Genomic DNA, 18,216 nt, shown 5'->3' on the forward strand with positions numbered 1-18,216 from the left:
TTGTAACTTGAAACATTTATCGAGATTTGACATCGAAGCGATTGCCGACAAGTATGTTCAGGCATATATGGCACTTCCCGATGTCCGTAACACACAAATATACAGAATTGACCCGGAGCTTCTCTTGGAGAAGGTTCTCGGATTGAATGTCGAATACCAGCACCTATCTTATGACGGTAGTATTCTCGGAATGACCTCATTTACGGAAATGGGTGTTCAGGTATTTGAAGATGATGATAACGAAGCCTTTTTCTTTTTGGATGGAAAAACCGTTCTCGTGGAAAAGGACTTGAACTTTGACAGCAAGCTGAAAGGCAGAAAGAATTTCACCTTAATGCACGAGGGCAGCCATCAGATATTTAAGATGTTGTTCCCGAATGATTACGGTGTGACACAGAAATCTGCCGGAGTACATTATTACAAGGCAAATTCCGAGAGAAATAAGCCTATATCCGATTGGGAGGAATGGCAGGCAAATACGCTTGGAGCTGCTATCCTTCTTCCCGAAAACCTTATAAAGCAGGGAATGTATCTGTTCAGTCTTGGAGAAAAGATTGAGTGTCTGAACAAAATATACTATCCGAGCGTATATAAGAGATTTGATGCACTTGCGGATTTTTTAGGGTGTTCCAAAAAAGCACTTGCTATACGAATGAAACAGCTCGGACTTTTGAAAAAGGAGTATCTTGATAATCCTTTTGATTTGGTTACGGTTTATCCGGAGGTGAGCGAGCTATGAAATCGTTGGAACAAAAGATAATCGTAAGGTGCAAAAACTGTGGCTGGCGTATTTTTGACAAGGTAACAATGACAACAGGCGTGATTGAACTGAAATGTCCGAACTGCCACAGAGTAGTAGAGGTTGACCTATCCCTACGCAAGGGAACAGTCAAGTACAGATTAACAAGAAGTAGTAACAGAGCGAACAATTAAATATCGGACAGATGTACCGAGCCACGAGTCCTTGAGCGAAAGCTCTTGAGTCATCAAATTGCCGGACGCTGAGAATTAAGGGATAGAAATATCCTAATGTTCTTGGTGTCCGGCTTTTTTGTCGCTCCCGAAAGGAGCAAGACCGTGACATATAAGTGGCTGGCGTATATCGCCAAGTATCCGTAATCTCCGAATTTTTGATTTCAACCAAATTCAAAAATTCAAATTTAAGGAGATTACGACAATGACAAAACTTACATTAGAACAACAGGAATTATTATTTGCGAACGACTGCAAGCTCATTAACCTGCGGTATGAATATCACGGCTACACCGGCACGGAGAAATGGGCGATTGTAACAGAACTGGCGGAAGAAGAATTGTGGGTTAAATACCCTGATGTTATCCGTCGGTACACTCCGTTCATTCTGCTTTCTATGGCTCAGGGCGAAGTGATAACGGAGTATCAGAACTACGAAGCAAGAGAGAGAATGAGAAGGCTTCTTTTCGGACACGCATTTGACATCAATGACGGAGAATTTGAAGTGCATCATCCGGAATTGGCAGTCGATACAGACCCAATCGAAGAAATAATGCTGAAAGACAATATTAAGCGACTTCGGGAGGTTTTGTGTTACTTAAGCGAAACACAGAAACGCAGAGTTTTTAAGTATTTCTTCTACAACAAAACACTTGAAAAAATCGCAGATGAAGAAGGAGTCGATTTTACTTCTGTAAGGGAATCGGTAAACAGTGCAATAAAAAAGTTGAGGAAATTTTTCTAAAACACCCCCCAAAAACGCTCTCCCATTTCAAACAAGTGAAGGGGTTAATTCTAATCCGGATATGAATTACCTCAGAATAATCGAAAGCGAGGATTTACATATGAAAGAAAAAGAATTTAAGAATGTCAGATGGGGCGATATTTATTACTGCGACTTGGGGGTTACAAACGGTAGTGTGCAATCGGGAATGAGACCGGTTCTTGTGGTTCAGACAAATCGCTTAAATGAAAGCAGTCCTACGGTCGTTGTAGCCGCTATAACGGCTGTTAAAAAGAAAACGGCAATGAATACTCATATTGAGCTAAACACGGATTGTGGCTTAAAAGAGCCGTCGATGGTAATGCTTGAGCAGCTACGCACCGTGGATAAAGCCACAGAGCTTGATAATTTTGTCGGAAGAATTACCGACGCAGATAAAATCAGCGAAATCAAGCGAGGATTGAAATTTGCAGTCGGTATTCCCGTTAAACCCAAGACAGAGCGTAAAGGCATTGTACTAAGTCTTTGCCCTCGTTGCAGAAGCGAGTTTCAGTCTATCCCTGAAAACATTGTAAAAAGACTTGACCCCTTTCAGGCAGATAAAGAGATGTGCGATAAATGTCAGGTAGGATACGGCTATGACTATATGATTTTCAAAAAGAACCATCATCACGCTAAGGGAGGTGTTGACAATGTTTGAAGATAAGATTGAAGCAATGAACAAACTACCCAACGCTGTTGATGATAGTTCCGGCTTTGAGAAAAGAGTTTATACGGTAGAAGAAATAATGGATATTCTCAGCATTGGAAAGAACACTGCTTATGCTCTCGTCAACTCAGGCGTTTTCCATTTTGTAAAGGTCGGCGGACATTACAGAATTTCCAAGAAGAGCTTTGACCGATGGCTTGATAATATGGACAGCGAAAGCTCCGGTTGTCAATTATGCGATTAAACCAATCGCATAATTAACAAAAACTCCGATTTTCAGTACCATATAGCCAAGTCACTTGGCTATATGGTAGTCAGAGTGGCAAATAAGAAATCGGGGGTAAACGGTAATGCGAAAGAAAATTGAAAAGAGCGATACTCGACTTCCTAATACATTCAGGCAGACTGAACCTGATATACGAGCATACACGGTAGATGATATACAGCACATCTTGAAAGTGAGCAGAACTACCGTCTATGAGCTGCTTAAAAGCAAGAAATTCCATAGCGTTCGTGTCGGAGGTCAATATCGAATATCTAAAAAGAGCTTTGAAAATTGGCTCAATGGCGAGAAAGGAGGTTCTGAAGATGGCATTTGTTAATATGTTCAATGACCGAGTGGAGCAGTTTAATCTCAGAGAGGAAAATGAACGCTTGGCAGAATTGTTCAGCGATGAAAAGCTTCAGGAGGAAGCACAGTGGCAAGCCTATTCTGTCAAGGAAATATCTCGGTTGTTTTCCATTTCCGAAGAAGAAGCACTGAAACTGATGAATTGCGGCTTATTCAAAACATACCGAGTCGGCAACGAATACAGAGCTTCAAAGAAAAGCGTTGAAGAAAATAAGAAAATCGTCAAGGCAGTTCTTACATATCAGGACAAAAAGACAATGTCTGTACCCGACGTAATGAGAATACTCGGTCTTGGAAAGACGGCTACATACCGACTCATCAATCAGTGCCGATTTAAGACCTATTTGGTACTGGGCAAAATGAGAGTTGATGTGGATAGCTTTGAAGATTGGTATGCAGGACAATTCCATTATGAGAAAGTAAACGGCGAAAGACCCGGTAAGAAATACGGCAAAACGCTCTCTCCTCTTACTGTTGCAAAGGTACTCGGCATTCCGAGAAGCACCGCAAATGACCTTATGAACGATGGCATTGTTGAGTTTATATGGGTTGACGGTAAACGCCGAATAAAAAGAGAAAGCTTTGATAAGTGGTACGCTTCGCAAAGTAAATACACTAAAGTTAAGGAAATCGAGGAGGTGGAGGGATATGTCGATTGAGGATAGAGTTCGTGAATTAAACGGCGGTACATATACAAAAAAGAGCTATTCCGTAGAGGAAGTTCAGTCAATCTTGGGTATTACCCGACAGACCGTATATAAGCTCATCAAACAGGGGTGTTTTCAGGCAGTAATGCTCGAAACCGGATACCGCATAATAAAGACCAGCTTTGATAAATGGCTGGATAATGAATAAGGAGGAACGACTATGGCTTCTATTGTAAAGAGAAAGAATCGATATTCCGTCGTTTATACCTACAAAGACGATGACGGAAACCAACATCAAAAATGGGAAACCTTTGATACAAACGCAGACGCTAAAAAGAGAAAAACTCAAATTGAGTTTGAACAGCAAAGCGGTACATTCATCATTCCTAATGCTACGACAGTTGCGGATTTGCTTGAAGAATACTGCTCCGTGTACGGAGTAAATAACTGGGCAATGTCAACCTACCGTTCAAAGAAAGGGCTTATGTATAATTACATCATTCCGCTTATCGGCGATGTGAAACTTGATGAACTGACTCCGAGACTTATGGATAAATTCTATCAAAGCCTTCTGAAAGTTAAGACCAAAGTGGTACAGAATAAAAAGCCTAAAAATGAGTATCTGACCGTACATACCGTAAGAGAAATCCATAAGTTTTTAAGGAGTGCCTTTAATCAGGCGGTAAAATGGGAGTTGATGACAAGAAACCCGGTTCTCAATGCAACGCTCCCGAAAGAGGAACATCAGAAACGAGAAATATGGACAGCAGAAACTCTTATGCACGCTCTTGAAGTGTGCGATGATGATATTCTCGCATTAGCCATCAATTTATCCTTTGCCTGTTCACTCCGTATGGGTGAAATGCTCGGTCTTACTTGGGATTGCATTGATATTTCGGAGGAAAGCCTGAAAGAAAACAACGCTTCCATTTTTGTAGATAAAGAGCTTCAGCGAGTAAACAGAGATGTAATGGAGGTGCTTGATAATAAGGACATTATCCGTGTCTTTCCGAGAACTCTGTCAAATACAAATACCTCCCTTGTTTTGAAAACGCCAAAAACTAAAACAAGTGTGAGAAAAATCTTCTTGCCGTCAACCGTAGCTCAAATGCTGTTAGAGAGAAAAAAGCAGATTGACGAAATGAAAGAGCTTTTCGGTGATGAGTATTTGGATTATGACTTGGTATTCTGCCATTCGTCAGGCAGACCGATGGAAGGTCAGGTAATCAACCGTGCTTTGAAAAAGCTGATACAGGACAACGACTTACCCGATGTGGTATTTCACAGCTTCCGTCACGCAAGTATAACCTACAAGCTGAAATGGAACGGCGGCGATATGAAATCGGTTCAAGGCGACTCAGGACACGCCCGAATGGATATGGTTGCCGATGTTTACAGCCATATAATCGACGAGGACAGGCGATATAACGCACAGAAGTTTGAGGAACAGTTCTACAACGCTAAAGGTCTCAAAAATGCGGAAGAAGGTAAAACTGCTCCAATGCCCAAGTTTGAAACTTCGGTTGAACTCCTTGACCCAATGGCAGAGGTTCAAAAAGAGAGCGAAGTTGAAAAAGAAAAGCCTGCTGAGAACAGTACAGATGAAAACGCCGCCTTGCTCACAAAACTGTTATCAAATCCGGAAACAGCAGCATTATTAAAGGCTTTAGCGAAAACAATTTAGTCATACAAAAAAGGCAATCCGTCAGGGTTGCCTTTTGTAATTCCTGAAAAATCTTGAAATCAAGAAGAAAAACCATTATAATATTTGAACACAGATTATTGATTTGCATAAGAGAATGCGTAAACTTCAAATGCGTTTCCTGTGATTTATGGGCTACAGATTAACTCAATGATGTTTCCCATATTTCTTTGCATTTGCTAATACCCTGCTAAAAGGAAGGCAAAAAACCACGAAAAATTAGCAGGTTTTGGACGAGAATTTACTAACAGTGAAATCCCAGAAAAGCCAGTAAAATCAAGGATTTTCGGGGATTTGTAGGGAGTCAAAAATGCCCCTCGGGGGCTTCTCCTAAGGGCTAGTCACGTGTTCGACTCACGTAGAGGGTGCCAAACGCCGTATAAATACGGCGTTTTTGTTTTGAATAATAAAATGCACCTTTATTGCCGATGTAATAAAACTATCGTATCAATAAAAAGTGCATTTTATCATTATTTATATATTTTTTTACGCTTGTGCAGCAAATTTTTGCTTAACCTGGCTTATCTTCTGTTGGTCAGCCTGTTCGGTTGGATACCAACCTTTTGCTGTCATTTTCTTATATATTTCATCCTGCATACATAATGTGTCATTTAATGCTTTATTAAATGAGTTATTTACATTAGTTGTTCCCGATTCAATTGAACCATGCATATAAAGGTCGCATACTCCCTTTGTTGACATCAGCAAACTTTCCATAAGGTTCTTATCATCCATATTATTTTCATCCTTTCTCTGTTAACGAGTTCATCAATAATAGCGCTATGTTACACTAAATTATAGAATTGTTTGAACAGTTCATCATGCTTCATTACAAGCTGTGAAACATAGTTCTTTAATTCGCCGTCTTGAAGATTGTTGGCAGTATCCTGGCATTGCGTTTTCAAAAATTGTTCATGGCCAAGAGCGTCTTCAATATAAAGTAATTCTTTTGGACTCATCTTCTCACCTCCAGTTATTTTATATATCTATTATTTGTAATTGCTGTTAAAATATACATGATTTTATTTTTATTCTTACAAAAGCGGATTTGAATCCTGAGCTTTTAATCTTTCCCATCTTCGGTCAATTTCCCCCTGAATTTCATCTACTATATATTTATATTTTTTATCTTTAAGATGTTTTGTTCTGCCCATCATACTCAGCCATTCAAGTACATTTATTTTCTTGTTTTTATCTTCTGGATTATAATTTATATTAGTTATTCCATTTTCTATTTCATATAGAGGAAAATAACAGCAGTCCACGCCAGCTCCAATTACCTTTCTTTCTAGGTTTGGCTTATCAGACCAATTCAAAGGACAGGCAGAAAGAGCACGTAAATAAGACATTCCGCTTTCCTGTGAATACGCTTTTGCCTTACTAGCTTTTTTTATGAAATCCGCTGGATTTGATTCTGCCACAGTAGCTATATATGGAATACCTGTAGCAGACATTATTTGAGGCATATCTTTATTAAAAAATGACTTGCCGTACTGATATTCACCTACATGAGAAGTTGAACTTTTTGCGCCTTTTGGAGTTGAATATGACAATTGATAACCGGTATTCATATATCCGCCGTTATCATATTCAAATAGAATAATATGATTATTTCTTAATGCAGTCCCGATTGCACTTCCCATTCCAATGTCCATGCCGCCGTCACCGCTTACCATTATGAACGTAATTTCTCCTTTCGGATACTCGCCGCGCTTTTGTCTCTGATGAAACATTTCAACAAGACCTGATAAAGTTGCAGCTCCGTTTTGGAAAAGATTATGAACATATGGAATCTTAAAAGAAGTCTTTGGATATGCGGTTGTAACAACCATGCCGCAGCCTGTATGGAACAGCAGTACAACGTTTCCTTCGATACCTCTCAGAAGTAAATTGACATTCACCGGTATTCCGCAGCCTGGACACGCTCCATGACCGGGAGCAAGTCTTTTTGGCATTTTTGTAGTTTCATTTATTCTTCCGCCTGATACTTCCATATTCTGCTTATCATCGTTCCATTTGCATGTTGTTAGACCGGGGCTGGATTCTTCGTCGGTTATAGGATTAAAGTATTGAGTATTAGGTGTGCTCATATCGCCCGGATATATTCCCTTATAGTCAAATGATTTAGAATCTGAGTTTAATCCGGCTTCTAAAAATTCTATAGCGTCTTCAACATAAAAGTCTCGTCCTCCAAGACCATATATTCTTGATATAACACGTGTATCCAACTTTGCGTCTTGAAGCATTGCTTTTATTTCCAGCGTCATATTTCCGCCGTTAGCTCCATAACTGTCTTGTCTGTCTCCAACAATAATTGTTTTTGCATTCTTGCATTTCTGAGCAAGCTGTTTTGCTGGAAATGGTCTTAGAACATTTGATGTAAATACTCCTACTGATTTTCCTTGTTCACGTAATATATCCACAGCCATTTTTGCTGTATGATAACTTGAACCCAATAAGAATAAAATAACTTCCGCATCATCGGTTTTGTAACTTTCAGTGAATTGATATTCTCTTTCAGATAATTTTGAAAATTCTGAAAAAACTTCAGGTATTACTTTTCTGGCATCTTCCATAGCCATATGAAGCTGATATTTATTATTTAAAATGTCAGGTTCATTCATATAGGAGCCGATAGAAACAGGTTGTTCTAAATCAAGTGCCGAATATTCTGCATTATATTTACCTATAAAATCTTGAACGGTCTTATCTTCTTCAAATACATAACAACGTCGTTTTTGATGGCTTGTAAAAAATCCGTCAAAAGCTACTATGACCGGCAATTTTACCGTTTCAGCAATTTTTAAAGCACAAATATTAAAATCATAAACGGCTTGAGGAGTGCTTGCAAAAAGTATTATCCATCCGGTGTTAAGGGTGTACATAATATCACTGTGGTCTCCTTTAATTGAAAGAGGACCGGATACAGTTCTGCAAGCGACATTCATAACCATCGGAAAACGTGTTCCGGACTGTACAGGTAGCTGTTCCAAAGCATATAAAAGTCCGTTTGCGCTGGTCGCGTTAAAAACTCTTCCGCCGCCGGTTGACGCTCCGTAACATATTCCTGCAGCACTGTGCTCTCCCTCGGCAGGAATAAGAGATATATCATGTTCACCATTAGCTTTCATTAAATCCAAATATTCCGCTATTTGTGTGGATGGTGTGATCGGATAATATCCCATTACATGGTAATTAATCTGTTTTGCTGCATATGCGGCTAATTCATTACCGCTTTCAAATAAAAGTTTTTGTTTACTCATACAATACCTCCATCCACTCTTTTTTCATCCAAATAAGCTTCGCTGGTAATCCAGCTGTTTGCGCCTGCATCCTCATATTCCAATTTATCTACAATTAAATCCTTATTTCTCACAAACCATTTTTTATCCGGATGTTCACGTTCAAGTCCGGCAACTAAAGCGTTTGTAGGGCAAACATCAACGCATCTTAGACATCCTTTGCAATGGTGATAATCTAAGCCCATATTAACCATAGCCGGTTTTTCTTTGTATGTGCCAGGCATAAACTGAAACACCATATCCGGGCATGTAGTGTCACATAAGCCGCAGTTTATACATTTTTCTTGAACAAATAAAGGAATATAACCTTCTCTGGAGGCTGACAGATCATTTGAAACAGTGCTGCCTATCCTATTATTGATACCTCCGATTGGTGCATTTTCATATCCCCAGCGATTTTCTGCTTCTTTATATTTTAGTGGTTCTATTTTATTATTACGCTCAAAAAACTTAGAAATCGTCTCATTATATCCGCGGCGTACACCATCAATATTTTTTTCGATTAAATTCGGATATTTTTTACCAATAGTTTCTTCAGTTATTTTTATAGCAGCGTCTAAAGGAACAAAGTTTGACGCTTTACATATTGCTCCAAGCATAACCATATTTATTCTAGTTTTACTTTCCATTGCTATCTTTTGTGCGTCTATACAAAATATCTCTCCGCAGCAAAGATTTAAAGCTTTTTGAATTTCTTCAGGAGAGCGTGAAGTGTTTATAACGACCTTTGATTTTTCGGTTAATCCGGCTGTTACGGGAACTTTACCTGTCATCGCCTCGTGAAAAAGCCCCAGTATATGCGGTGACTCTATCGGGCTATTAAGCTGAATCTCAACATCCGGCTCGCTCCATCGAATATGGGCTTTAACCGGTGAACCTCTTTTTTCTGAACCATAACTTGAAAAACTGGCAGCGTTCAGCTTAAGGCATGTAACGCCCAGCTCTCCCAACATTTTTCCGCAAAGATTAGCTCCCAGTCCGCCAATGCTCTCTAGTCGTATTTCATAGTAACCTCGGTCATTTTTAACAGGAAGTTTTTCTTGATCCATAATACCACCTAGCTTTCTTATAATCTATTGTTATTATTTCACAAGACATAAATTTTATGTAAATATATAAACTTAGAAAGAATAAATGATAATAGAAGAAGATGTATAAAAAAATCAAATTATATTTTGCTGTAAGTTGATGCATATAAGATTTAGTTATTAAATATAAAAAAGTCAGTTTCCTGTTTATGGAAACTGACTGTAGAAAAATATGATAGTAAGTTTTTTAACTAGATTTCTTTTTTTATTCCAATATCTTTTCTAAAGTGGGCATTCTCAAAGTTTACTAAATCAACATATTTGTAAGCTTTTTGAATTGCGTCTTCAAGATTATCTCCTAGAGCTGTAACTCCTAAAACTCGGCCCCCATTTGTTAAAATATCATTATCGGAGCGTTTTGTCCCGGCGTGGAATACAAGTGCTCCCAAACTCTCCGCTTGTTTTATACCATCGATTTTATATCCCTTTTCATAGTTTTTAGGATAGCCGCCTGAAGCCATAACAACACATACACAGGCATCATCGTTCCATTCAATATCTATTTCATCAAGCCTCTGGTCTATTACAGCGTTAAATATTTCGCATAGGTCTGATTTTAACCGTGGTAGAACTACTTGTGTTTCAGGGTCACCGAAACGACAGTTATATTCTATTACTTTAACGCCATCTACAGTTTTCATGAGCCCAAAATATAAAACTCCTTTAAAAGTTCTATTTTCTGCATTCATTGCATTCATGGTTGGAATGAATATTTTTTCCATACATTCTTCTGCAACTTCATCGGTATAAACTCGGCTTGGAGAAAACGTACCCATACCGCCGGTATTAGGTCCCTCATCATTGTCAAAAGCACGTTTATGATCTTGAGCAGAAACCATTGGCTTCATAGTTTTACCATCGGTAAATGCTAAAACAGAAATTTCAGGTCCGGTTAAAAAGTCTTCTACTACCACTTTAGCACCTGCAGAACCAAAAATTTTATCATCTAGTATGTCATGAACTGCATTTTCGGCTTCCTCAAATGTTTTAGCTATTATAACTCCTTTTCCCAAAGCGAGTCCGTCAGCTTTTACTACGACCGGGAATTTGTTATTTGCTTTAATATAATTTATTGCGTCTGTACTGTTTTCAAACACTTCATAATCTGCAGTGGGAATATTATATTTTTTCATTAAATCTTTAGAAAATGATTTGCTTCCCTCAATGATTGCAGCAGCTTTATTAGGCCCAAAAGCTCTTAAACCATTTGCTTCAAAAGCGTCAACTGCACCTGCTGCAAGAGGATCGTCAGGAGCCACGACAGTTAAATCAATATTATTTTCTTTAGCAAATTTAGTTAATTTCTCAAAATCCATGACATCTATAGGAACACACTCCGCTAAATCCGCAATTCCGCCATTTCCAGGAGCGCAGTATATTTTTGATACATTTTTGCTTTGGGCAAGTTTCCAAATAATCGCATGTTCTCTGCCTCCGCCTCCAATTACAAGTACTTTCATAATCAGTTCTCCTTAGTAAAAATTAATATTATTTATATAATAATATTTTACATTATTTTTATTAAAAACACAATAGTTTTAAATAATTTTATAAAAAATGGCTCAGGCAGAACCTGAGCCGAAATATTTTATTAGTCAGATGTATAAGGCATCAAGGCAATCTGTCTTGCTCTTTTAATAGCAACTGTCAGCTGTCTTTGATGTTTTGCACAGCAGCCGCTGATTCTTCTTGGAAGTATCTTGGCACGTTCTGTTACATATCTTCTGAGCTTTGCAACATCTTTATAGTCGATGTAATCAACTTTATCAACGCAGAATGAGCAAACTTTTCTCTTAGGACGTCTGCCGCGGGGTCTGTCGTTTCTTCTTTCTTCAGCCATCTTAAACTCTCCTTAACTTTAAATTTTAGAACGGAAGGTCGTCATCAATTTCAGATAACGGAGTAAATTCATCTTCTTCAAGTCCGCCGGGCATTTGTTGAGCTGGAGCAGTATAATTATTTGACTGCTGCTCTGCACCATAAGAAGAATATGCTTGCTGCTGCGGAGCATTATTATATCCTCCTGAATAACCGTTGTTTTCTTCTCTGGACTTTTTAGATTCACCAAAGTTCACTTCATTTGCTATAACTTCAGTAACATAATTCTTTTTTCCGTCTTGACCTTCCCAAGTACGAGTCGAAATTCGGCCCGCAACAATCACCATCATACCTTTTGTGAAATATCTGCCGAGAAACTCAGCTTGATTTTGCCACGCAACGCAGTTGATGAAATCTGTCTGTCTGTTTTCACCATATCCATTATCAATAGCTATAGAAAAACTACAAACAGCTTTTCCCGTACTGGTGTGTCTAACTTCGGGATCACGAGTGAGTCTTCCCATTAAGATTACTTTATTAATCATAATTAGTCCTCCTCACGTCTAACAACGATGTTTCTTAAAACGCCGTCTGTGATACCATAAACACGTTCAAGTTCTTTCGGGAAATCAGGGTTTGATTTAAAGTTAACCAATACATAATAACCTTCATTCATGAAATTGATTGGATAAGCAAGCTTACGCTTTCCCCACTCATCGACACTTTCGATTTCGCCGTGTTTTTCAATCAATGACTTGAACTTTTCAAGCAATGCAGAGATTTCTTCTTCTGTTTTAGAAGAGTCTAAAACCATAATAGTCTCATACTTGTTGATATGTTCTGCCATATTTGTCACCTCCTTCTGGACTTTGACCCCTATAAATATAGGAGTAAGGAATTGTATATTTATAAATTTATACAACTAAGTTATTATAATATACTTTAAGAATAATGTCAAGAAAACATCTAAAGAATTAAAGATATAATAATTTGGGAATTTTAAAACTTTATTTGGTAAATATGTACAAAAGTTTTAGTTTTATTTTATACAATAAATTTTCAATAATAATTTGCATTAAATAAAAAAATATGTTAAAATCATCTGTATTAGGAGGAAATAATATGGGAAATGATATGAATAAAGTAGAAGCAGGTAAAAATTATGTTATTACAGTAGGCCGGCAATTTGGTTCAGGCGGCAGAAAAGTTGCTAAAAAAGTAGCAGATATGCTTGGAATAGAATTTTATGATAAGGGTCTTATTGCTATTGCAGCAAAAGAAAGCGGGCTTTCAGAAAATCTTTTTGAAGGTATAGATGAAAAGCCAACTAATAGTTTATTATATTCTTTAGTTATGGGTCTTCAATCCGATAGAAATTCATTTTATAGATATGGCGACGTTTTGAATTCTGACGCTATTTTTAGAATTCAGTCTCAGGTTATTCAGGATTTGGTTAAGGATAATTCCTGCGTTATAGTAGGAAGATGTTCAGACTATGTTTTGAGAAATCAAGATAATGTTGTAAACATTTTTATTCATGCTAATGAAGAGTTTAAATTAGAACGCGTTATGCGTATCTATAAACAAAAAGAAAAAGAAGCTCTTGAAACAATGAAAAAGACTGATAAAAAGAGAAGTAATTATTATAATTTTTATACAAATCAAGAATGGGGAAATGTTACAAATTACCACATATCGGTTGACAGTTCCGCTCTTGGTATTGATGATACTGCAAAGATAATTTGTGATTTTGTAAAACTAAGATTTGGTATAAAATAATTTCTTTATATATTAAATAATATTTTAGAACAGCTTTTTGCATTTATAGTAAAAAGCTGTTTTTTTATTAAAAATTATTTGTAAAAATATTTATTTACACATATCTTTTGTGTAAATAAACTGTGTTTACTACAGAATAATTGCGAACTGGTATTAAAAACTATAAGACGTTTGGCTATTGATTTTATATGTAAGTATGCTATAATTTGAATAAATATATAACCCTTATGGGAAAAGGAGGAAGCAAAATGTTAAAAAAGAGATGGCTGAGTTTTGTCATAATGATTACTTTTGTTTTTACAGTTTTTGCAGGCGTAACAGTATTAGCAGAACAAACTGAAAACTCAAATGTTTTTGTTATTAATGAGGCTTATTTCAATGATGCCGGTAAACTATATATTAGTTATACTTCAAATGGTGAATTAAGCAATGCAGTATTGTTCGTTGTAACTTATGAGGATAGCAGTGAAAAAATTATAACTGATTGTGCAAAATTTGATATAGGAACCGTAGGAGAAGAAGTATTGGATTACTATAAACCTGAAAGCGGGAAAACTAAATTATTTATTTGGGATGGAACTAACAATATTATACCACTCAGCAATATAAAAACAGTGGATAGTTCTGAACCTGTTAGTGAAGTAACAATAGATTTCACAAAATTAAGTGAAGTCCCGGTGTATAATAAAGATAATGGTCAGGGGTTTGTTGATAAATCACATACCATAATGCCGGAATCTTATATGAGACAGGTTGGAGCGACAGATAATATTAAGATTTCATCAGATAATGGAGCTACAGTTACAGAAACAACAGGCTCATATTTGCATTATGGCGGTGATAAAGATTATAATTACGGCGGTCTTATTTACAGAATTGACACCGGGAAGCCGGGTGCATATCATATAGAAGTTGAGGTAACAGGCACATCAGCGGATACTTGGGTTGCTCCTACAGGTATGCAGGCCTCACGCCTGACAAGTACAAGTAATTGGGATAACTGCGGTCAGGTTCCGAGAACAGTAAGTGCTCAATGGAATGGAAACACATGGTCTTATGATTTTGGTACAGGGGAAAATTTTATTGAAATCGATGTAGAACCTTCCAAACTGCCATCAGAATCATCTCCGAAGACTGTTGGTATTAAAAAAATTAAAGTGACGCCGCTTGAAAATAATGCGACAGGTGATAAGCCGACAATTCATATCTTAGGTGACTCTACTCAAAAGGCTTACAGTTTCAACGAAACTATAAGTTCGTGGGGACAAACACTTAAAAATTATTTTGATTTAAACAAGGTTAATGTTGTTAATTACTCAATGGGCGGCCGTGCTATGAAGAGTAACTATGATGAAGGCAGATTTGACGAAATTCTTATCAGAGGTAAAGTCGGCGATTTTGTATTTATACATTCAGCACACAATGACGAGACTGTAAGCACAGATAGATACGAACGTGGTTCTTCTGTAAAAGAAGGCGATCTTGCAGCCAATAATGCAAACTATAATAAGTGGCTGGATATGTATATGACAGCTATAAAAGAACGCGGTATGACGCCTGTACTTGTTACAGCAATGCCGAGAACCGGCAGCGGAAGATATTCGGAAAGCTCTAAAAAACCTAATGGATTTGATCCTGATTCTCCCGGAAATATGCGTGAAAAGGCCGCTTCGGATTCAGAAATCGGTTTGGTTGAGCTTTACAGTGGTGCAAAAGCGTATATTGATAGTTTAGATTCAAATGAGATATTCTATATCTATAACACATATGAGGCAGGCGAAACTCCTGCAATCAATGCAGCTAATGGAACAAGAGGAGACGGTACACATTATCGTGAAGCTATAGCAAAGCAGTGGTGCAGAATTATGCTCCAAAGCATATATGACCAGGCTAATTCAGCTGATGACATTTATAAAGACAAAGAGATAATGCAAAAATTGGTAAGTTACATGCCTGAAAATGTCCAGGAAGCAGCAAAATCAGGCAATTGGTCTGCTGTATTTCCCGAAATGGCGTCAGATGTGAGTACAGTTGGCATAATTCCCGGTGCGGTTAAACAGAGCAAAAACAATTATTATTATAGGCCAAATATTGAAAAAGCTCTTGAAGTTGGTTTGCTCCATAAGGACAGCAATAACAATTTTAAACCAACTCAAACGATTACAGTTGGCGAATTTGCAAGGGGAGCCGAAAAAGCATTTGGTCTAGAAGAAAATTCACTTACTAATTACAACAAAACATATGCTGAACTGCAAACAAAGAACGCAGAAGTGTCAACAACGGCAGTTTCGGTTTCATCAGATAATAGTACAGAACTTGCTGAAGGTGAGGTTACAATCAATGTAACACAACCGGCGGCGGGCGGTACTGTAACGGTCTATAATGAGAGTGAATTTCACACAGCAACTACTGATATTACAAGTAAGGTAACAGCAAACTCTGTACTGGGAGATAATGAATACTATACATTTAAGGCTCCGTCGGAGATAGTTAAGAAGGTAGATAATGGTGGTGTGTTTGCATTAAACAAAAATATTACAACATCGGCTATTGAAATTCGTAATAACGGAACAAAACAGCCTGAGTATGTGGCAAAGGAAGACGGTGTACTCACTCTTTATCTTATGTTTGTTGACCATAAAATAATTACATGTGAAAATAAAACAGACGGTACAACATCTACAAAGTATATAAATAATACTACTATTGCCGGCACAACAAAAGATAATAAATATAACGCTGTGACTTTTGATGTCAAAGCTGGAAAGACATATCAAGTTTATACAAATGGCGGCACAGGAAGATTGTTTGGTATTCAATATGAGTCAAATGACTATCCGCATAGCACAACTTCACTAGTTGCAAAGGCTAATGACAAAATCAAAGTTGTTGCGTTGCCAAACGAGTATTATATTAATAAATCAATCTTAGTAGATGGAGAGGTTATTGGAACTTCAAAAGAGGCCACCTTTACTGCAACCAAAGATTCAAATGTAACAGCTGAATTCACAGCGGAACCACCTCTGGTGGAAGACACTATAGTTGCTAGTGACGCAGCTCTTACACGCGAAGTGATGGGAGCAATTCTCTATGATGCATATCAAAAAGCGGACAAATCAATTATTGATATGTATATAGCGCAAAATGGCAGTGTTCCATCACCTGATGACCCCAATTATGATCCAAATATCAAGTATGAAGGTACTCCGTATATACCGCTTACCGGTTGGGGCGTACTAGATGATAAGGCAGCGATTAATACTGACCTTTATCAAAAACTCAAAAAGGCGTATAATCTAGGTCTTATCAGAACTGAGAGCGGAATTGCCAGAGGCTCTGTTTCTAATGGTAAAATTATTGAACCAAAGGTAGAGGTAACCCGAGCTAAAGCAGCTAAATCGCTGGTATTCTGCTTTATGCTTACTCAGCCAATGGGAAATGAAAGTCAGCTTCTGCCAAACGGCAACCAAGCTGCACTAACTCAAGAAATACAGACAGTAAACACAAATGCACCAACTGTGCCAATAAAATAATATATTAATGTGTTAGAAAAAAGAACTCTGCATTTGACATTTTAAAAAAAGTTATCTTTTAATTTAAACAGTGTTGGTTAAAAAAGTATAAATCAATTGCTGGATGTTAATAAATAAAAAAGCGAAGATTCTCTGTTTTAAAGAGATTTATCTTCGCTTTTTTAATATAAATTTTAAAATAATATAAGTAATTTAATTATTATAAGTCATAATATAATCGTCCATTACATAATTATTTCCAATATCAGTTTTAGTACTGTCAGTTATAGTAAAGCCGAAACTTTTATATGCAGATATCGCTTTAGTATTGTTTTTATTTACTGTTAAATAAAATAGTTTATAATCATCTCTATATTCTATTAAAACTTTGTTAAACAGTTTCGTCGCAAGACCCTTACGCTGATATTTGGGATCAACATAAATTTTGCTTATAAACAACTTATCATTTTCCGGTCTTATTCCGCAAAAAGCAATTACTTCATCATCTTCTTGAATAATATAATATACATAACCATTATTTTTGATATCATTTTTTAATACATAAAAACTTTGGTACTTCTCTATCATATAATCTACTTGACCGTCAGGCAGCAAATTATCATAAGCGTCATGCCAAGTAATTTCTGCGCACTTTGCAATTTGTTCAATCTCTTTATCTGTTTGAGCTAGTTTTATATTATATTTATTCTCCAAAACTTTTCACCTCAACTATATTTCAACACGCCAGTTTAAAGCTTTTCCAAGCGTTACTTCATCCGCAAATTCTAATTCTCCGCCTACGGGAACTCCATGAGCAATTTTTGTCACCTTAACCCCAAAAGGTTTTAATAGTTTAGATATATACATAGAAGTAGCTTCACCCTCCAAATTTGGATTGGTTGCCATTATTACTTCTTTAATACCGCCCTCTGCAACCCTTGCAACAAGTTCCTTTATTTTAATATCGTCAGGCGTTATATTATCCATGGGTGAAATAGCGCCATGCAGAACATGATAAACGCCTTTATATTCATTTGTTCTTTCCATTTGCATAATGTCTCGGGGGCTTTCCATTACACAAATTATACTGTGGTCCCTTGCAGTATTTGAACATATATTGCATACCTCAGATTCAGATAGATTTTGACAAACTGAACAGTATCTAATATTCTTTTTGGCATTAATAATTGCGTTAGCTAGTTTAGCTGATTTTTCTTCAGGGAGGTTCATAACATAGAAAGCTAGACGCTGAGCTGTTTTATTTCCGATCCCCGGAAGTTTATTAAATTCTTCTATTAATTCTCTTAGTGGCGCTGCGTATTGTTCCATCTA

General features: G+C 37.1%; 20 protein-coding genes. 10 read left to right on the plus strand and 10 right to left on the minus strand.

The window, feature by feature from the left end; all coding sequences use genetic code 11:
• Window positions 1-7 precede the first annotated feature (7 nt).
• The 8 genes from B9O19_RS00940 (at window position 8) to B9O19_RS00980 (ending at window position 5,367) form a co-directional block, all read left to right on the plus strand.
• On the plus strand, window positions 8-739 hold the full coding sequence (locus tag B9O19_RS00940; RefSeq protein WP_024721676.1) for an ImmA/IrrE family metallo-endopeptidase: 732 nt from the start codon (window positions 8-10) through the stop codon (window positions 737-739).
• Window positions 740-1,177: 438 nt separating this feature from the next.
• Window positions 1,178-1,717 (plus strand): sigma-70 RNA polymerase sigma factor region 4 domain-containing protein, encoded by a 540-nt coding sequence (locus tag B9O19_RS00950; RefSeq protein WP_015573050.1) that lies wholly within the window; start codon window positions 1,178-1,180, stop codon window positions 1,715-1,717.
• Between the two features lie 100 nt (window positions 1,718-1,817).
• Window positions 1,818-2,396 carry a type II toxin-antitoxin system PemK/MazF family toxin gene (locus B9O19_RS00955; protein WP_024721675.1) on the plus strand — a complete coding sequence of 193 codons (579 nt, stop codon included), beginning with the start codon at window positions 1,818-1,820 and terminating at the stop codon, window positions 2,394-2,396.
• Entirely contained in the window at window positions 2,389-2,649 is a 261-nt protein-coding gene (locus tag B9O19_RS00960) for a helix-turn-helix domain-containing protein (RefSeq protein ID WP_015573048.1), read from the plus strand. Before B9O19_RS00955 ends, B9O19_RS00960 begins: the two co-directional genes overlap by 8 nt.
• Window positions 2,650-2,755: 106 nt before the next feature.
• A complete protein-coding gene (locus B9O19_RS00965) occupies window positions 2,756-3,007 on the plus strand; it encodes a helix-turn-helix domain-containing protein (protein ID WP_015573047.1) in 252 nt (83 codons plus the stop codon).
• Entirely contained in the window at window positions 2,994-3,695 is a 702-nt protein-coding gene (locus B9O19_RS00970) for a helix-turn-helix domain-containing protein (RefSeq protein WP_015573046.1), read from the plus strand. The genes B9O19_RS00965 and B9O19_RS00970 overlap by 14 nt, the downstream gene beginning before the upstream one ends.
• On the plus strand, window positions 3,685-3,891 hold the full coding sequence (locus B9O19_RS00975) for a helix-turn-helix domain-containing protein (protein WP_015573045.1): 207 nt from the start codon (window positions 3,685-3,687) through the stop codon (window positions 3,889-3,891). The genes B9O19_RS00970 and B9O19_RS00975 overlap by 11 nt, the downstream gene beginning before the upstream one ends.
• Window positions 3,892-3,903: 12 nt before the next feature.
• A complete protein-coding gene (locus tag B9O19_RS00980; RefSeq protein WP_015573044.1) occupies window positions 3,904-5,367 on the plus strand; it encodes a tyrosine-type recombinase/integrase in 1,464 nt (487 codons plus the stop codon).
• 504 nt (window positions 5,368-5,871) lie between these two features.
• Here B9O19_RS00980 and B9O19_RS00985 read toward each other — a convergent pair.
• The 8 genes from B9O19_RS00985 to rpsF all read right to left on the minus strand — a co-directional run bounded on the left by B9O19_RS00985 (window position 5,872) and on the right by rpsF (window position 12,428).
• The gene (locus B9O19_RS00985) at window positions 5,872-6,120 is read right to left on the minus strand and encodes a spore coat protein (RefSeq protein WP_102364682.1); all 249 of its coding nucleotides are present in this window, start codon (window positions 6,118-6,120) and stop codon (window positions 5,872-5,874) included.
• A 50-nt stretch (window positions 6,121-6,170) separates the two neighbouring features.
• The gene (locus B9O19_RS11790) at window positions 6,171-6,344 is read right to left on the minus strand and encodes a hypothetical protein (protein ID WP_169925261.1); all 174 of its coding nucleotides are present in this window, start codon (window positions 6,342-6,344) and stop codon (window positions 6,171-6,173) included.
• Window positions 6,345-6,419: 75 nt separating this feature from the next.
• Complete coding sequence (locus tag B9O19_RS00990) at window positions 6,420-8,648, minus strand: thiamine pyrophosphate-dependent enzyme (protein WP_102364683.1); 2,229 nt, start codon at window positions 8,646-8,648, stop codon at window positions 6,420-6,422.
• Window positions 8,645-9,736, minus strand: a complete 1,092-nt coding sequence (locus B9O19_RS00995; RefSeq protein WP_102364684.1) for a 2-oxoacid:acceptor oxidoreductase family protein — start codon at window positions 9,734-9,736, stop codon at window positions 8,645-8,647. Before B9O19_RS00995 ends, B9O19_RS00990 begins: the two co-directional genes overlap by 4 nt.
• A 230-nt stretch (window positions 9,737-9,966) precedes the next feature.
• Window positions 9,967-11,235, minus strand: coding sequence for a phosphoribosylamine--glycine ligase (purD, locus tag B9O19_RS01000; RefSeq protein WP_102364685.1), 1,269 nt, complete (start codon window positions 11,233-11,235; stop codon window positions 9,967-9,969).
• Window positions 11,236-11,366: 131 nt separating this feature from the next.
• Window positions 11,367-11,615 (minus strand): 30S ribosomal protein S18, encoded by a 249-nt coding sequence (gene rpsR / locus B9O19_RS01005; protein ID WP_102364686.1) that lies wholly within the window; start codon window positions 11,613-11,615, stop codon window positions 11,367-11,369.
• 25 nt (window positions 11,616-11,640) lie between these two features.
• Window positions 11,641-12,138 carry a single-stranded DNA-binding protein gene (gene ssb / locus B9O19_RS01010; RefSeq protein WP_102364687.1) on the minus strand — a complete coding sequence of 166 codons (498 nt, stop codon included), beginning with the start codon at window positions 12,136-12,138 and terminating at the stop codon, window positions 11,641-11,643.
• 2 nt (window positions 12,139-12,140) lie between these two features.
• Window positions 12,141-12,428 (minus strand): 30S ribosomal protein S6, encoded by a 288-nt coding sequence (gene rpsF / locus B9O19_RS01015; RefSeq protein WP_102366572.1) that lies wholly within the window; start codon window positions 12,426-12,428, stop codon window positions 12,141-12,143.
• 287 nt (window positions 12,429-12,715) lie between these two features.
• On the opposite strand from rpsF, the gene B9O19_RS01020 reads away from it, so the two are divergent.
• On the plus strand, window positions 12,716-13,372 hold the full coding sequence (locus tag B9O19_RS01020; protein ID WP_158648871.1) for a cytidylate kinase-like family protein: 657 nt from the start codon (window positions 12,716-12,718) through the stop codon (window positions 13,370-13,372).
• A 248-nt stretch (window positions 13,373-13,620) separates the two neighbouring features.
• A complete protein-coding gene (locus tag B9O19_RS01025; RefSeq protein ID WP_158648872.1) occupies window positions 13,621-16,905 on the plus strand; it encodes an SGNH/GDSL hydrolase family protein in 3,285 nt (1,094 codons plus the stop codon).
• Between the two features lie 192 nt (window positions 16,906-17,097).
• Here B9O19_RS01025 and B9O19_RS01030 read toward each other — a convergent pair whose 3' ends face one another.
• Window positions 17,098-17,598 (minus strand): GNAT family N-acetyltransferase, encoded by a 501-nt coding sequence (locus B9O19_RS01030; RefSeq protein WP_102364690.1) that lies wholly within the window; start codon window positions 17,596-17,598, stop codon window positions 17,098-17,100.
• 15 nt (window positions 17,599-17,613) lie between these two features.
• The gene (gene recR, locus B9O19_RS01035; protein ID WP_102364691.1) at window positions 17,614-18,213 is read right to left on the minus strand and encodes a recombination mediator RecR; all 600 of its coding nucleotides are present in this window, start codon (window positions 18,211-18,213) and stop codon (window positions 17,614-17,616) included.
• Window positions 18,214-18,216: the final 3 nt, after the last annotated feature.

The sequence above is a fragment of the Monoglobus pectinilyticus genome (genome assembly GCF_002874775.1).
GTDB classification, from domain to species: Bacteria; Bacillota; Clostridia; order Monoglobales; family Monoglobaceae; genus Monoglobus; species Monoglobus pectinilyticus.

What these genes read in the sequence shown, in the direction of transcription:
- B9O19_RS00975 (WP_015573045.1), top strand. Translation starts at nt 3,685, where the DNA reads ATGTCGATTGAGGATAGAGTTCGTGAATTAAACGGCGGTACATATACA.
- B9O19_RS00985 (WP_102364682.1), bottom strand. Translation starts at nt 6,120, where the DNA reads ATGGATGATAAGAACCTTATGGAAAGTTTGCTGATGTCAACAAAGGGA.
- B9O19_RS00950 (WP_015573050.1), top strand. Translation starts at nt 1,178, where the DNA reads ATGACAAAACTTACATTAGAACAACAGGAATTATTATTTGCGAACGAC.
- B9O19_RS00965 (WP_015573047.1), top strand. Translation starts at nt 2,756, where the DNA reads ATGCGAAAGAAAATTGAAAAGAGCGATACTCGACTTCCTAATACATTC.
- recR (WP_102364691.1), bottom strand. Translation starts at nt 18,213, where the DNA reads ATGGAACAATACGCAGCGCCACTAAGAGAATTAATAGAAGAATTTAAT.
- B9O19_RS11790 (WP_169925261.1), bottom strand. Translation starts at nt 6,344, where the DNA reads ATGAGTCCAAAAGAATTACTTTATATTGAAGACGCTCTTGGCCATGAA.
- B9O19_RS00995 (WP_102364684.1), bottom strand. Translation starts at nt 9,736, where the DNA reads ATGGATCAAGAAAAACTTCCTGTTAAAAATGACCGAGGTTACTATGAA.
- B9O19_RS01020 (WP_158648871.1), top strand. Translation starts at nt 12,716, where the DNA reads ATGGGAAATGATATGAATAAAGTAGAAGCAGGTAAAAATTATGTTATT.
- B9O19_RS00960 (WP_015573048.1), top strand. Translation starts at nt 2,389, where the DNA reads ATGTTTGAAGATAAGATTGAAGCAATGAACAAACTACCCAACGCTGTT.
- B9O19_RS00980 (WP_015573044.1), top strand. Translation starts at nt 3,904, where the DNA reads ATGGCTTCTATTGTAAAGAGAAAGAATCGATATTCCGTCGTTTATACC.
- B9O19_RS01025 (WP_158648872.1), top strand. Translation starts at nt 13,621, where the DNA reads ATGTTAAAAAAGAGATGGCTGAGTTTTGTCATAATGATTACTTTTGTT.
- B9O19_RS00990 (WP_102364683.1), bottom strand. Translation starts at nt 8,648, where the DNA reads ATGAGTAAACAAAAACTTTTATTTGAAAGCGGTAATGAATTAGCCGCA.
- B9O19_RS00955 (WP_024721675.1), top strand. Translation starts at nt 1,818, where the DNA reads ATGAAAGAAAAAGAATTTAAGAATGTCAGATGGGGCGATATTTATTAC.
- ssb (WP_102364687.1), bottom strand. Translation starts at nt 12,138, where the DNA reads ATGATTAATAAAGTAATCTTAATGGGAAGACTCACTCGTGATCCCGAA.
- B9O19_RS00970 (WP_015573046.1), top strand. Translation starts at nt 2,994, where the DNA reads ATGGCATTTGTTAATATGTTCAATGACCGAGTGGAGCAGTTTAATCTC.
- purD (WP_102364685.1), bottom strand. Translation starts at nt 11,235, where the DNA reads ATGAAAGTACTTGTAATTGGAGGCGGAGGCAGAGAACATGCGATTATT.
- rpsR (WP_102364686.1), bottom strand. Translation starts at nt 11,615, where the DNA reads ATGGCTGAAGAAAGAAGAAACGACAGACCCCGCGGCAGACGTCCTAAG.